Source organism: Constrictibacter sp. MBR-5 (assembly GCF_040549485.1).
Lineage (GTDB): Bacteria > Pseudomonadota > Alphaproteobacteria > JAJUGE01 > JAJUGE01 > Constrictibacter.
Genome location: NZ_JBEPTK010000004.1, coordinates 133,274 through 147,475, shown reverse-complemented (window position 1 = coordinate 147,475; position 14,202 = coordinate 133,274). Strand labels below are relative to the sequence as shown.

General features: G+C 70.1%; 16 protein-coding genes. 5 read left to right on the top strand and 11 right to left on the bottom strand.

Going from position 1 to position 14,202, the window contains the following annotated elements; genetic code table 11:
- Nucleotides 1-32: 32 nt before the first annotated feature.
- Nucleotides 33-737, bottom strand: coding sequence for a hypothetical protein (locus ABIE65_RS10700; RefSeq protein WP_354077609.1), 705 nt, complete (start codon nt 735-737; stop codon nt 33-35).
- A 172-nt stretch (nt 738-909) separates the two neighbouring features.
- On the opposite strand from ABIE65_RS10700, the gene aspS reads away from it, so the two are divergent.
- Nucleotides 910-2,694, top strand: a complete 1,785-nt coding sequence (gene aspS / locus ABIE65_RS10695) for an aspartate--tRNA ligase (protein WP_354077608.1) — start codon at nt 910-912, stop codon at nt 2,692-2,694.
- 2 nt (nt 2,695-2,696) lie between these two features.
- On the opposite strand, the gene ABIE65_RS10690 is transcribed toward aspS, so the two are convergent.
- The 9 genes from ABIE65_RS10690 to rph all read right to left on the bottom strand — a co-directional run bounded on the left by ABIE65_RS10690 (nt 2,697) and on the right by rph (nt 11,091).
- A complete protein-coding gene (locus ABIE65_RS10690; RefSeq protein WP_354077607.1) occupies nt 2,697-3,491 on the bottom strand; it encodes a hypothetical protein in 795 nt (264 codons plus the stop codon).
- A complete protein-coding gene (locus ABIE65_RS10685) occupies nt 3,488-4,204 on the bottom strand; it encodes an ABC transporter ATP-binding protein (protein ID WP_354077605.1) in 717 nt (238 codons plus the stop codon). The genes ABIE65_RS10690 and ABIE65_RS10685 overlap by 4 nt, the downstream gene beginning before the upstream one ends.
- Entirely contained in the window at nt 4,201-5,382 is a 1,182-nt protein-coding gene (locus ABIE65_RS10680; protein WP_354077604.1) for an FtsX-like permease family protein, read from the bottom strand. Before ABIE65_RS10680 ends, ABIE65_RS10685 begins: the two co-directional genes overlap by 4 nt.
- A complete protein-coding gene (locus ABIE65_RS10675) occupies nt 5,379-6,377 on the bottom strand; it encodes an efflux RND transporter periplasmic adaptor subunit (protein ID WP_354077603.1) in 999 nt (332 codons plus the stop codon). Before ABIE65_RS10675 ends, ABIE65_RS10680 begins: the two co-directional genes overlap by 4 nt.
- 37 nt (nt 6,378-6,414) lie before the next feature.
- A complete protein-coding gene (locus ABIE65_RS10670) occupies nt 6,415-7,050 on the bottom strand; it encodes a hypothetical protein (protein ID WP_354077601.1) in 636 nt (211 codons plus the stop codon).
- Entirely contained in the window at nt 7,047-8,411 is a 1,365-nt protein-coding gene (locus ABIE65_RS10665) for a cytochrome P450 (RefSeq protein ID WP_354077599.1), read from the bottom strand. The genes ABIE65_RS10670 and ABIE65_RS10665 overlap by 4 nt, the downstream gene beginning before the upstream one ends.
- A gap of 128 nt (nt 8,412-8,539) precedes the next feature.
- On the bottom strand, nt 8,540-9,709 hold the full coding sequence (hemW, locus tag ABIE65_RS10660; RefSeq protein WP_354077597.1) for a radical SAM family heme chaperone HemW: 1,170 nt from the start codon (nt 9,707-9,709) through the stop codon (nt 8,540-8,542).
- 5 nt (nt 9,710-9,714) lie between these two features.
- The gene (gene rdgB / locus ABIE65_RS10655; RefSeq protein WP_354077595.1) at nt 9,715-10,314 is read right to left on the bottom strand and encodes an RdgB/HAM1 family non-canonical purine NTP pyrophosphatase; all 600 of its coding nucleotides are present in this window, start codon (nt 10,312-10,314) and stop codon (nt 9,715-9,717) included.
- A 57-nt stretch (nt 10,315-10,371) separates the two neighbouring features.
- Nucleotides 10,372-11,091 (bottom strand): ribonuclease PH, encoded by a 720-nt coding sequence (gene rph, locus ABIE65_RS10650; RefSeq protein ID WP_354077593.1) that lies wholly within the window; start codon nt 11,089-11,091, stop codon nt 10,372-10,374.
- A 145-nt stretch (nt 11,092-11,236) separates the two neighbouring features.
- Here rph and hrcA point away from each other — a divergent pair, with 145 nt between their 5' ends.
- Both hrcA and grpE read left to right on the top strand, forming a co-directional pair.
- A complete protein-coding gene (hrcA, locus tag ABIE65_RS10645; RefSeq protein WP_354077591.1) occupies nt 11,237-12,292 on the top strand; it encodes a heat-inducible transcriptional repressor HrcA in 1,056 nt (351 codons plus the stop codon).
- A 21-nt stretch (nt 12,293-12,313) separates the two neighbouring features.
- Nucleotides 12,314-12,943, top strand: a complete 630-nt coding sequence (grpE, locus tag ABIE65_RS10640) for a nucleotide exchange factor GrpE (protein WP_354077589.1) — start codon at nt 12,314-12,316, stop codon at nt 12,941-12,943.
- A 30-nt stretch (nt 12,944-12,973) separates the two neighbouring features.
- Here grpE and ABIE65_RS10635 read toward each other — a convergent pair whose 3' ends face one another.
- Nucleotides 12,974-13,195 (bottom strand): carbon storage regulator, encoded by a 222-nt coding sequence (locus ABIE65_RS10635; RefSeq protein WP_354077588.1) that lies wholly within the window; start codon nt 13,193-13,195, stop codon nt 12,974-12,976.
- Between the two features lie 166 nt (nt 13,196-13,361).
- Between ABIE65_RS10635 and flgB the strand changes: the two genes are divergently transcribed.
- Nucleotides 13,362-13,763 (top strand): flagellar basal body rod protein FlgB, encoded by a 402-nt coding sequence (flgB, locus tag ABIE65_RS10630; protein ID WP_354077586.1) that lies wholly within the window; start codon nt 13,362-13,364, stop codon nt 13,761-13,763.
- A gap of 14 nt (nt 13,764-13,777) precedes the next feature.
- Nucleotides 13,778-14,188 carry a flagellar basal body rod protein FlgC gene (gene flgC / locus ABIE65_RS10625; protein WP_354077585.1) on the top strand — a complete coding sequence of 137 codons (411 nt, stop codon included), beginning with the start codon at nt 13,778-13,780 and terminating at the stop codon, nt 14,186-14,188.
- The last annotated feature ends 14 nt before the right edge of the window (nt 14,189-14,202 follow it).

The window sequence follows — 14,202 nt, the reverse complement described above, 5'->3', positions numbered from 1 at the left end:
GAGGCCGAAGGCGCGGTATCGGTACATGTTGCTCAAGCTGCCCGGTGCAGTTCCACGGCGAACCAGCAGGCGCCTTCCGGGCCTTCGCACCGTATATCGTGAAGGCTTCCCGCCCGATGCAGCAGGATCGCCGGCGCGGCGATGCGCCGGGTCATGCTGACGACTGTACCCCGTACCAGGACGATGGCGAGGTCGTGGTCGTCCTCGTGCCAGCCGTAGCCGCACCCCGCGGCCATCTCGGTCCGGTGGACGCGGAGGCGCGAGAGGAAGCGTGTCGGCCGGTCGATCAGGACTGTCCGGAGCCAGCCAGGTGCCACCGGGTCGGGCGTTGCCGCAGCCGCATCGGTGACCATGCTCCCGTCGTCGGCCGGCGCTCCTTCGGCATGCTCCTTCCGCCATCGCAGCACGACATAGGTGGCCCGCCGTTCGCCGGCCTGCAGCGTGTGCAGGCATTCGGAGGGATGGAAGGCCGCGTCGCCCGGCTGCAAAAGCAGGACATCCGCCTCGCGGACGATATCGAGCGGCGCGCACAGCGGGACGATCAGCTCCTCGTCGGGATGGCGGTGCCGCGGATGCGGCACGGCGCCGGCGGCGAGGGACGAAACGTGCCAATGCAACCGCCAACCCCCGGGCATCGGCAGGTCGAAGGCGCTGCCGATCGTCCACGCGGTGCCGTGACACGGCGACGGCACGTCCAACGGTGCCAGATGGAACTGCCAGGCGGTTTCCTGCGGCACGACCGTGTCTCCCTCTCGCCGCGAAGCCTATGAAGGAAGCCGCCTTGCGTCGAGCACGGCAGCCGCGGCCGGACGCATCCATTGCCGCGGCTTGACAATCGCCGCGTGCGCATGCCCTTTGCCGCGTTTTCCGGGATAGACTACAGCGCCGACGCTGTCCGAGGCAGAAACGATGCACGCCTATCGCTCGCACACCTGCGGAGCCCTTCGTCCGGCCGATGTCGGCCAGACCGTGCGGGTCTCCGGCTGGATTCACCGCAAGCGCGACCACGGGCACCTGCTGTTCGTCGACCTGCGCGATCATTACGGCCTGACCCAGTGCGTCGTCGACAGTTCCAAGGTCGAGGCGTTCCGGCCGCTCGACGAGGCGCGGAACGAGAGCGTCGTCACGATCACCGGCACGTGCACCGCGCGTTCGCCGGAGACGGTGAACGCGAAGCTGCCGACCGGCGGCATCGAGATCCAGGTCGAGCACGTCTCGGTCATCTCGCTGGCCGATCCGCTGCCGCTGCAGGTGAATTCGGACGAGGACTATGGCGAGGAGGTGCGGCTGCGCTACCGCTTCCTCGACCTGCGCCGCGAGAAGATGCAGCGCAACATCGCGCTGCGTAGCGACGTGATCACGAGCATCCGCCGGCGGATGACGGACCAGGGCTTCCGCGAGTTCCAGACGCCGATCCTGACCGCGACCAGCCCGGAGGGTGCGCGCGACTTCCTGGTGCCGTCGCGCCTGCACCCCGGCAAGTTCTACGCGCTGCCCCAGGCGCCGCAGCAGTTCAAGCAGCTGCTGATGGTCGCCGGCTTCGACCGCTATTTCCAGATCGCGCCCTGCTTCCGCGACGAGGACGCCCGCGCCGATCGCTCGCCGGGCGAGTTCTACCAGCTCGACCTGGAGATGTCGTTCGTCACCCAGGAGGATGTGTTCGCCGCCGTCGAACCCGTGCTGCACGGCGTGTTCGAGGAGTTCGGGCGGGGCCGCACGGTCACCCCGTGCCCGTTCCCGCGCATCCCGTTCGACGAATCGATGCTGAAATACGGCAACGACAAGCCGGACCTGCGCAACCCGATCGTCATCGCCGACGTCAGCGACGTGTTCCGCGGCTCCGGCTTCTCGGTCTTCGCCAACGCGGTGGAGAAGGGCTCGGTCGTGCGCGCCATTCCCGCACCCGGCGCCGGCGCGCGGCCGCGCAGCTTCTTCGACAAGCTGAACGACTGGGCGCGCGGCGAGGGGGCGCCCGGCCTCGGCTACGTCATCCTGGCCGAGAACGAGGCACGCGGCCCGATCGCGAAGTTCCTGGACGAAGACCGCCTGGCGGCGCTGCGCACCGCCACGGGCGCGGGGGCGGGCGACGCCGTCTTCTTCGCCTGCGACAAGGCGCCGGCGGCGGCGAAGCTGGCCGGACTGGCGCGCGACCGCATCGGCCGTGAGCTCGACCTGCTGGAGAAGGACACGTTCCGCTTCTGCTGGATCACCGACTTCCCGATGTACGAGCTGGACGACAAGACGGGGAAGATCGAGTTCAGCCACAATCCGTTCTCGATGCCGCAGGGCGGGCTGGAGGCGCTGAATACCAAGGATCCGCTCACGATCAAGGCCTTCCAGTACGACATCGTCTGCAACGGCGTGGAACTCTCGTCGGGCGCCATCCGGAACCACCTGCCGGAGGTCATGTACAAGGCCTTCGAGATCGCCGGTTACGGCGCGCAGGAGGTCGAGGAGCGGTTCGGCGGCATGCTGGCGGCGTTCAAGCTGGGCGCGCCGCCGCACGGCGGCTCGGCGCCGGGCATCGACCGCATCGTCATGCTGCTGGCCGACGAGCCGAACATCCGCGAGGTCATCACCTTCCCGATGACCCAGAGGGCCGAGGACCTGATGATGGGCGCCCCGGCCACGGTGGACGAGGCGCGGATGCGCGAGCTGCACATCCGGCAGGCGCTGCCGCCGAAGAAGGACTGAGCCTAGAGCTCGGCCCCGAAGGTCTCGTCGAGGCCGAGCGCGCTTTCCAGGTTGCCGATCAGCGCGATCGAGAAGCGCGTCGCGGCCATGCCGTCCATGATCGCGTGGTCCATGCCCATCGCGAGGCACAGGATGCGCCGCGGCGTGCCGTCGGGATCGTGGCGCGTGAACTGGCCGCCGGCGGCGATCGTCACGGTGAAGAGGTTCGGCGGAAAGGCGAAGAACGGGCGGGTCATCATCGGGTGGCGCAGGCTCGTGACGCCGATCGTGCCCATGAAGCGTTGCGCCATGAACGGGTCGCGCCGCATCCGCCAGTAGGTGAGGGCACGCACCACGGCGGGCATCGCGGCGAAGCGCCGGCGCCTCCGCACGTCGGGGTCGTCCATCGGATCGCGTCGCATCGCTGCGCGCAGTTCGGCGTCGATCTGGGCGAGGCTCTTCGCCTGGGCGCCCCGCACCGTACAGCCGACGGCGACACGCCCGGCGCCCGCCACCGACCGGTCCAGCGCCGTCGCCACGTCCGCATCGCGGAAGGTGATCAGCTTGCCGCCACGCCGCACGGTGATGGCGTCCGGCTGCGCCGCGGCCGCCCGGGCGACGCAGTGGAGGACGAATGCGTGGAACGAGACCGGCACTTTCGTGCGGCGCCGGATCGCCGCGATGGCGGCGGTCGCCCTGGTCACGTCGACCTCGGTGGTGCCGTAGGCGGTATGTGGCCGATGCATCGACAGGCTGCCGACCACGGCGTTGCGGATGGGCGGCCACGGACGCTCGGTGAAGGCGGGCCTGTCGGTCACGTCTGGGCTCCTGCGTGGGTGGCGAGCGGCACGATCCGGCCGTCTTCCAGATGGATGCGGCGGTCGGCGAACGCGTAGAGACGGTCGTCGTGGGTGGTCATCACCACGCTGCAGCCGACCTGCGCGGACAGGCTCTTCATCCGGTCCACGACCAGCCGTCCGGCGGCGTGGTCGAGGGAGGCTGTGGGTTCGTCGGCGATGACGAGGGCGGGACGGCGGACCAACGCGCGCGCAACGGCGACGCGCTGCTGCTCGCCGCCGGACAGGCGGTCGGGCATGGCGTGGGCGTGTGCCGCGAGGCCGACCGCCTCCAGCATCGCGAGCGCCCGCGCGCGGATGCCGCCGTTTCCGCCTCTGCCGTTTCCGTCGGCGTCGGCCGCGTGCAGGCCGGCCTCGACATTCTCGACCACCGTCAGCGGCCGCAGCAGGTTGTGGCGCTGAAACACGAAGCCGATGCGCCGCCGCAGCCGGGCGATCTCCGCACGCCGCGCCGTGCCGACCGGGACGCCCAGGATTTCGACGCGGCCGGCGGTCGGCGTGCGCAGGCCGCCGAGGATGGTCAACAGCGTGGTCTTGCCCGAGCCGGACGGTCCGGTGACCAGCACGAACGTTCCGGCCGCGACGGTCAGGTCGAGACCGTCGAGCACCCGGCGGGCGTGGGGGCCCTCGCCGAACCGATGGGTCAGGCCCTCGGCCAGGATGGGCGGCGTCATTCGAACAGGCTCAGTGGATCGACGCGACCGAGTCGCCGTACGGCGACGAAGGCCGCGAGCGCCGCCATCAGCAGCACGAGGCCGAACACCGCCGCGACGTCGGCCGGCTCCATCTCCAGCCGCAGGCTCGTCGCGTCCGCGGCAAGGTTGAAGACGCCGAGCGCGATCAGGGTCGCCGGCAGGAAGGTGCCGGCCACGATCGCCGCGGCGATCAGCAGCACCAGTGCGGCGAAGAAGGCGGGGCGGTAGCCCAGCGCTACCAGTACCGCATACTCGCCGACGTTGGCGCTGACCATCGCGTGCAGCGCCTGGACGACGAACACCATGCCGACGATCACGCCGACGCCCAGGCCGATGTTGAAGATCACGCCGATCGGCGTGCGCGTCGCGTAGTAGGCGCGCTCGTGTTCGAGGAAGTCCGCGCGCGCGAATGCGCGGCCGCGTCCGGCGAGGCGCTCCTCGATCATGCGCGCCAGGGCGACCGGATCGGTACCGGGCTCGGCGCGCACGACGCCGACCGAGACACGGTCGAGCGGAATGCCGGCGAGGCGGTAGAGATTGAGGTCGCTGGTGACGATCATGCCGTCGATGGTGAAGGACGGCCCCATGGCGAAGGTGCCGACCAGATCGATCACCGGCGCCAGCGTCGCCGTCGGCGCATGCAGCAGGACCTCGGCCGATCCCTCGTGCCGGATCGCCTCCGCCACGCGGCGATAGTCGTGGCGCGACAGCCTGTCGAGCAGCGCGGCCCGCGGCAGGCCGAGCGCCGGCAGGGCCGCCTCGATCTCGGGGAGGCGCAGGACGGGACGGGCGGGATCGAAGGCGACGATGGTGACCGACAGATGCCGACCGTTTTCCGGCAGCCGCACCTGCGCCGTGAACAGGTGCATCGCCCGGGCATCGCGCACCCCCGGCACCGCCTCGGCCTCGTGCAGGAGGGTGCGGGCGAACCAGGGCGGGGTGAAGGTCATCGAGGCGTAGTATGGGCTGACGACGAACACGTCGCCGTCCAGGTTGGCGGGGATCTGCAGGGCGCTGTCGTAGAGTGCGTTGCGGAAGCCGACCTGGGTGAACATCAGCACGATGGCCACCGTCACGCCGGCCAGCGCCCCCAGCGCGGTCCCGATCCGGAAGCGGAGCTGGCGGCGCGCCAGCAGGAACGGGAAGGCGGCACTCATCGGCGGGCGGGCGGCGTCGGCCGCAGCCGCACGGTGACCTCGGCGCCGATCACCGGCGGCAGCGTCCCGTCGACCGCGATCTCGACCTCGACGATGCGCGCGTCGCGCCCGACCAGGATGTCCGAGCTCGGCCGCCGCTGGCGGTACATCTCGGCCTCGACGCGCTCGACCCGTCCCGGAAGCGGCGACGGCAGGAAGGGGGCAGACACCTGTGCGGCATCGCCTGCCGCGAGTTGCGATACGCGCGTCTCGTCGACCTCGGCGATCACCATCAGCCGGCGCAGGTCGCCGAGCCTGAGCAGCCCCTCGTCGGCGGCCTCGCCGGGGCGGGCCTGGATCGACAGGATGCTGCCGTCCGTCGGCGCCCGGACCAGGGCGCGATCGAGGATCGCTTCGGCGCGGCGCACCGCAGCCGCTTCCACGGCGATGCGCGCGCGGGCGGCGGCCTCGTCCACCGGCCGCACCTCGGACAGCGCCGCCGTCTCGTGGCGTGCCTGCCGCAGCGCCTGGTCCGCCCGATCGACGTCGGCCCGGCGCGTCTCGAGCTGGGAGACGGAGACGGCGCTGGTCCGTGCCAGGGACGATGCCCGTGCCAGTTCCCGCCGGGCCTGGGCCAGTTCCACCTCGCGCGCCGCGATCAGCGCCGCCTGCGCCGCCGCAACACTCGTCTTCGGTCCGGCGAGCAGCTGTTCCAGTTCGGCCCGGGCGAGACGGAGGCGCGCGCCGGCCAGCTCCGCCTCGACCGTCGCCTGCTCGTAACCATCGAGCCGCGCCAGGACGGCGCCCGCGGCGACCCGCTGGCCCTCCGTCACGTTCAGTTCGCGCACGATGGTCCCGGGCGGGCCGCGGACCGCCCGAACCCGGCCGTGCGGCTCTATCCGACCCCGCGCGACGATCTCGCTCGCGCCGGGTGCCTGCGCGGCGGCGACGGCCGGCTGCCAGAGCAGTGCGACGCATACGCCGACTAAGGCGAGGGCGCGAAGTTCAGTCCACACGGACATCGCGTCCGAGAACAGGCGGCAACACCTTGCCTCAGCCTTCGCCGGTCCGTCGCACGAACCAGGTCTTCCGTAGGTCGAAACGCAGGAGGAAGCGGATCTCGCCGTCGATCTCGGCGCGCTCGACGATCTGCGCGCCGAAGCGCCGATAGACCGGCAGCGGACGCCGCGCCGCCGTGCCGTAGCCGGTGACGATGCCGCGGCTCTGCAGGTCGCGGCAGCAGCGGCCCCAGAAGGCGATCAGGTGTGCCAGTTCGTGATCGCCGTCGGCAAAGAAGGTCAGCATCTCCGTGCTGCCCGGCTCCTCCAGCGGCAGCACGAAGCCGAAAGTCGCCGCCTGCTGCATCCGCCCGCCGATATTGACCGCGAGGCCGCGGCGCACGGATCCGTCGTTTCCCCGGTCGGCGTACACGATCTGGTCTTCATAGGGGACGGGCGACCGGAGCCGCCCCGCCTCGTCATCCCAGATCCACAGCTTTCGCAACAGTCCGTCCGGCCGGATCGCTGCAAAGGCTTCATAGAAGGCGCGTTCGTACGCCGCGACCGCCCGCGGGTCGCCGGTGTCGAGGACCACTGCGGAATCCGACGCCACGGCGGCGGGCCTCGCCTGGAGGAGAAGGGCGGGATGAGGCGGCTCGCCCTCGGGAAGCTCGACCGTTCCGATGGTCATGAACGTACCTCCATGAGCAATTGGACCGGGCGGTCCGGTACCAGGGTCGTTCGCGCCGCCATCCCCACGGGCACCTCGTCGCGGGGCGAGAGGCGGAAGCGCTGGACGATCCGAGCCAGAACGAGAAGCAGTTCGATGTTGGCGAAATGGCTGCCGATGCATTGATGCTTGCCGACCGCGTAGGGCAGGGCTGCCCGGCGCTGCGCCGCATCCGCCGTGAGGAAACGCTCGGGCCGGAAGGTCTCCGGCGCCTCCCACCAGTCGGGGCTGCGCTGGATCGCGAAGATCGAGATCAGCATCGAGGTGCCTTTCGGCACCGCCCAGCCGTCGATCTCGTCGTCTTCGGTACATTCCCGGCCGATATTGTAGACCGGCGGATAGAGGCGCATGGCCTCTTCCACGACGGCCGCGCCATAGGGCAGGCGCGGCAGGTCCGTCATTTCCGGGTGCCGCCCGCCGAGTGCCGCTTCGATCTCGGCGTGCATCGCCTCGGCCACCGCCGGATGCGCCGCCAGGAGGTGAAGCGTCCAGGTCAGCGCCGTCGCGGTCGTCTCGAAGCCGGCGACGAACAGCGTCTTGGCCTCGTTCACCAGCGCCGCGCGCGTCCAGGGCTCGGCCCCGCCGCGGTCGGCGAGCAACGCGGTCAGCATGTCGTCGGGCCGATAGGCCGGGTCGTCGAGCCGCCGCGACACCTCCGCACCGATGAAGGCGTCGAGCGTGCGCCGCGTCCGGTTGAGCGCGCGGTTGATCGGCACGGGCACCCACAGCGGCAGCTGGAGCAGCGACCAGTTCCGGCGGACCAGCTGGATCAGGCTGGCATCCACCGCCGCGGCGAAGGCGCCGGCGCTGCCGGTATCGATGTCGAGCGACAGGAGGGCGCGCCCGATGACGCGCATGGCGATGCGCTTGGCCTCGCGCATGGCGTCGATGCTGCCGTGCGCGCGTGCGGTGTCGGTCCAGCCGTCGAGGATCGGATCCAGGACCCGGTTCACCGACCGCACGAGCGCCTGCAGCCGCTCGGGCCGGAAGGCCGGCTGTATCCGGCGCCTGCGGGCCAGCCAGAGATCCCCCTCGGTCGCCAGCAGCCCGTCGCCGATCACCGTGCCCAGATTGCGGTTGATCCGCCCGCGCGGGTAGCGCTCGTGATGTGTCACCAGCACGTGCCGTGCATAGTCCGGCCGTCCCAGCGCCACGATGCGGCGTGGCCCTGCACGCATGCCGACGATACCGCCGTGCGCGGCGAGCGCCCGCGCCGGGAAGGTATGGGGAGCCGCCGCCATGTCGCGCAGATTCCCCAATAGGGCACGTCCTGCGAGCATCGGCACGGGCCTGGCGGTCTGCGCCCGGTGCGACAGGGTCATGCGGCGGCCTTCCTGACCAAGATCCGCGGCGGTGCGGGGGAGGCGCCATCCTTCATCGCAGCGGAGGAATCCGCAACTGGAAACAGACCCCCGTTCGTCCCAAGGGACGCCCGGCTACGCTATAGACGTCAGGCGGATCCCAGCAGGTGCGCCAGCACAGCGTTGAGGCGTTGGCGGCCGGCGGCGGTGCAGCGGAGGCCGGCGGCGTCGAGGGTGATCAGATCCTCCTCGGTCAGGGCGTTCAACCGGGCGGCATCGAGCCGCTCCTCCAGGTCGACACCGGCGGTGCGGCGGTAATCGTCCCGCGACACGCCACGGGCGAGGCGCAGGCCCATCATCAGCAGTTCCTCGGCGGCGTCGCCGCGTTCGATCGCGCTGCGCTCCACCGTGGCATGGCCCTCCGCTTCGACACGGGCGAGCCAGGTATCGGGGGCCCTTGCCTGCCGGGTCGCGATGCGGCCGCCGTCGGATCCGGTGAGACGACCGTGGGCGCCGGGCCCGACGCCGAGCCAGTCGCCGCCGCTCCAGTAGATGAGATTATGCCGGCACTCGCCGCCGGGCCGTGCGTGGTTGGAGATCTCGTAGGCCGGCAGGCCCGCCGCATCGAGCAGCGCGTGCGTCTCCTCGTAGAAGGCCGCGCCCATGTCCTCGTCGGGCATGGCGAGTTCGCCGCGGGCGTGACGAGCGGCGAAGGCGGTGCCGGGCTCGATGGTCAGCTGGTAGATCGAGAGATGGTCGCCGACATGCTCCAGCGCGCGGGCGAGTTCGGCCTTCCAGGCGGCGAGCGACTGCTCCGGGCGGGCGTAGATCAGGTCGAACGACCAGCGTGCGAAATGACGGCGGGCGGTCTCGACCGCCGCCAGCGCTTCGGCCGAACCGTGTTCGCGGCCGAGGAAGCGCAGGGCATCGTCGTCGAGCGCCTGGACGCCCAGCGAGACCCGGTTCACGCCGGCCTGGGCGAGGGCGGCGAAGCGCGCCGCCTCGACCGAGGTCGGGTTCGCCTCCAGCGTGATCTCGATGTCGGGTGCCGTCGTCCAGCGCGCGGCGATGCGCTCCAGCACCGCAGCGGTGGTCTCCGGCGCCATGAGAGACGGCGTGCCGCCGCCGAAGAACACGGTGTCGACCGTGCGGCCCGCCGTCTCGTTCGCGAAGTGGTCTAGTTCGCGCAGCAGGCCGTCGCGCCAGCGCGCCTCGTCGATGCCGCCGCGGACGTGGCTGTTGAAGTCGCAATAGGGGCACTTGGCCCGGCAGAACGGCCAATGGACGTAGATGCCGAAGCTGGGGGAGCCTGCGGCCATGCGCCTCAATCCGCGAAGCAGCCGGCGATCAGCTTGGCGAAGGCGTCGGCACGGTGGCTGATCGCGTGTTTCTCGTCCGGTTCCATCTCGCCGAAGGTGAGCGTGCGGCCGTCGGCCACGAACATCGGGTCGTAGCCGAAGCCGCGGCTGCCGCGCGGCGGCCAGACGAGGGTGCCGTCGACCCGGCCCTCGAACGTCTCGCAATGGCCGTCCGGCCAGGCGAGCGCCAGGGCGCTGACGAAATGCGCCGATCGGTCGGCCGTGCCGCCCAGCTCGCGATGCACACGGGCCATCGCTGCGGCGAAGTCCTTGCTCGGCCCGCCCCACCGGGCGGAGTAGATGCCGGGCTGTCCGCCGAGCGCATGCACGGCGAGGCCGCTGTCGTCGGCGAGGGCGGGCAGGCCGGATCGCAGTGAGGCGTCCCGCGCCTTCAGTTCGGCATTGGCGACGAAGGTGGTGCCCGTCTCCTCGGGCTCCGGCAGGCCGAGTTCGCCGGAGGAGCGCACCTGAACGGACCAGGGCTTCAGCAGGTCGCGGATTTCCACGACCTTGCCGGGATTGTGGCTGGCGATGACGAGGTCGTTGCCGGTGAAGCGGCGCCGCATGCGGGTCCCCTGGCTGCGATCCGCCGCATATGGGGTGCGGCGGCGGCCGAAACCGCCTCAGGCGAGGCCGAGTGCCCGGCGCTGATGCTGGACCAGGTCGGCGACGCCGGCGCCAGCGAGATCGAGCAGCGCCAGGAAGGCCGCGTGCGAGAAGGGCTTCTGCTCGGCCGTGCCCTGGACCTCGACGATGCCGCCGCTGCCGGTGAGCACGAAGTTGGCGTCGGCCTCGGCGTTGCTGTCCTCGTCGTAGTCGAGGTCGAGCACCGCCTCGCCCTGATAGATGCCGCACGACACGGCCGCGACCTCGTCGGTCAGCGGCATCGCCTTGATGGCGCCGATCTTCATCATGTGCTGGAAGGCGAGATGCAGCGCGACGTAGCTGCCGGTGATCGCCGCGGTGCGGGTGCCGCCGTCGGCCTGGAGCACGTCGCAGTCGATGCGCACCTGGATCTCGCCCAGCGTCTCCATGTTCGTCACGGCGCGCAGCGACCGGCCGATCAGGCGCTGGATCTCCTGGGTGCGGCCGCTCTGCGACCCCTTCGCCGCCTCGCGGGCGCCGCGGGTGTGCGTGGCGCGCGGCAGCATCCCGTATTCCGCCGTCACCCAGCCCTTGCCGGTGTTGCGCAGGAAGGGCGGCACGCGGTCCTCGACCGACGCAGTGCACAGAACCTTGGTATGACCGAACGCGACCAGGCAGGAGCCCTCCGCATAGCGGTTCACGCCGGTTTCGAGCGATACCTGTCGCAACTGGTCGGTTGCGCGTCCGGAGGGCCGCATGGCGTCTATCCTGTGTCTCGATGTCGGGCGGGCGCGGACCCTAGCCCGCGGGCGCCGACGCGTCCATCCGCATTCGTTGACGACGCCGACGGGGCCACCTACATTCGACACCGGCCAGGGACAAGCCGTTTCCCTCCAACAGCAGATGCCGCTGAATCAGTCGCCCAGCATCGCAACCCTGAACGACCGGTCGCGCGAAATCTTTCGCATGGTCGTCGACGCCTATGTCGACACTGGCGAGCCGGTCGGATCTCGGACTCTTTCGAAGCGGCTGGGGACGACGCTCTCCGCGGCGACCATCCGCAATGTGATGGCGGACCTCCAGGATCTGGGATTGCTGTACTCGCCGCACACGTCGGCCGGGCGTCTGCCGACGGAGGCCGGGCTGCGGCTCTTCGTCGACGGTCTTCTCGAACTCGGCAGCCTGACCGAGCAGGAGCGCGGCGACATCGAAGCGCGTTGCGCCACGACGGGACGGAGCTTCGCGCAGACGTTGGAGCAGGCGGGATCGCTGCTGGCGGGCCTGTCGCGGCATGCGGGCCTTGTCGTGGCGCCGAAGGCCGGCACGCAGATGAGCCACATCGAGTTCGTGAACATCGGCAACGGCCGCGCCCTCGTCATCCTGGTGGACAGGGGCGGCAACGTCGAGAATCGGGTGATCGACCTGCCGCCGGGCCTGCCGGCCGAGACGCTGATTCAGGCGACCAACTATCTCCAGGCGCGGCTGGTCGGGCGCACCCTCGACGAGGCGCGGGGCGACATTTCGCGCGAGCTGGAGCAGCACCGCGCGGCCATCGACGCCCTGACGCAGACGGTGGTCGAGCGGGGGCTTGCGGTATGGGCTGGCGACGCCGCTCACGGTACCCTGATCGTTCGGGGCCAGGCACAGCTCCTCGACGACGTCACCGCGATCGAGGACCTCGAACGGATCCGTTCGCTGTTCGATGCGTTGGAGACCAAGGAAAGCCTCCTGCGCCTCGTCGATGCCGCCGAGCAGGGGCAGGGGGTGCAGATCTTCATCGGGGCCGAGAACGAGCTGTTCGGCCATGCCGGCTGGTCGATGATCCTGGCGCCGTACAGCGACGAGCAACGCCGCGTCGTCGGTGCGATCGGCGTGATCGGCCCGACGCGATTGAATTACGCCCGTATCGTCCCTGTCGTGGACTATACGGCGAAGGTGGTCGGGCGGTTGCTCGGCTGACGCCAGTCCAAGGAAGAGAAGATGTCGAAAGAGCAGATGAATCCGGATCCGGCGGAACCGGTGGCGAACACGGCGCAGGGCGACGTCCGCGAGGATGGCGCTGCGACGGCGGAGCGTCAGGACGGGCAGCCCGATGCGCCGGAAGGGTCGCGCATCGCCGAACTGGAAGCCGAGATCGCCGGGCTGAAGGATCAGCATCTGCGGGCCTTGGCCGAGATCGAGAATGTCCGCCGGCGTGGCCAGCGCGACCGCGACGAGGCGGCGAAATACGGCGCCGCCGGGTTCGCGCGCGACATGCTCGCCGTGGCCGACAACCTGCGCCGCGGCATCGACAGCGTGCCGGCCGAGGCGCGTCGTGACGACCAGCACGTGGCCAATCTCATCGCCGGCGTCGAACTGGTCGAGAAGGATCTGCTGTCCGCGTTCGAGAAGCACGGCGTCCAGCGCGTCGACCCGAAGCCGGGCGAGCGGTTCGACGCCAACGTGCATCAGGCGATGTTCGAGGTGGAGAACAGCGGCCAGCCGGCGGGCACCGTCGCCCAGGTGCTTCAGCCCGGTTACGTCCTCAACGGCAGGCTGCTTCGGGCCGCCATGGTCGGCGTCGCGAAGGGTGAGGCCGTTCAGGGGCAGAAGGTGGACACGACCGTCTGAGGTGTGCCGGTGCGCGTTTCGGCGCGCACGTCACTCCTGATCGTCGAGGGATTCGAGAAGCGCGCGGCCGGCGTCTGCCGCGGCGCGGTTCTCCGCCTCGACGCGATCGAAGATTTCACGCCGCAATACGGTCGCTTCCGGCGGAAAGGTGAAGCCCAGGCGGACGGAGCGCCCGCGGACCTCCACCACCGTGACCTCGATATCGCCGTTGATCACGACTGAGTCGCCGATCTTGCGGGTCAGGTAGAGCATCCTGCCGCCCCTGCCATGCTGTGCCGCCTCCCCCCGAACCAGGCAGTCCTGCGGCGAGGACCACGGATAACACCCTAGCAGGCTCCTCGCGGTGCGTTAACGTTTTCTTTAGCGCGAATGCGGCACACTGCAACCTCTGCTCCGGGAAACAGGTGTTCATCGGTCCATGGACCTCGGCGGCTTCAAGCTCTTCGGCATGCTGGAACGGCGGATGGACTGGCTGGGCGACCGCCAGCGCGTTCTGGCGCAGAACGTCGCGAACGCCGACACCCCCAACTATGCCGCCCAGGACCTGAAGCCGCTTCGATTCGACGATGCGATGCGATCGGCCGGTCCCGTCGGCGTGGAACGGACGGACCCCAAGCATATAACCGGGCATCCGCCGGCCAGCCGTTACGGCGAGCGGCGGACGAAGGACGGGGAGGCAGTGACGCTGTCGGGCAACGCCGTCGACCTCGAAGGCGAACTGCGCAAGGTGTCCGAGACGAGCATGGACTATCAGGCGATGGTCAATCTCTACCGCAAGCACGTCTCGATGCTCCGCACGGCGATCGGCCGGAACGGCTAAGGGAGAGGCCGCCCATGGACCTGGTCAAGTCGCTCCAGATCTCCGCCTCGGGCATGCGCGCTCAGGGCACGCGTCTGCGCGTGATCGCGGAGAACCTCGCCAACGCGCAGTCGACCGCACAAGTCCCCGGCGGTCAGCCCTATCAGCGCAAGGTGGTCAGTTTCAGCAACGACCTCAATCGGGCATCGGGTGTCGAGGAGGTCAAGGCCGACCGCGTTCGGCTCGACTCCTCGGAGTTCGAACGGCGCTACGATCCAGGGCACCCGGCAGCGGACGCCGATGGATACATGCTCCTGCCGAACGTGAATCCGATGGTCGAACTCATGGATATGCGCGAGGCTCAGCGCAGCTACGAGGCGAACCTGAACGTGCTCAGCGCGTCGCGCTCCATGCTGATGCGCACGATCGACATGCTCCGGACCTGATCGAGGGAACCCCG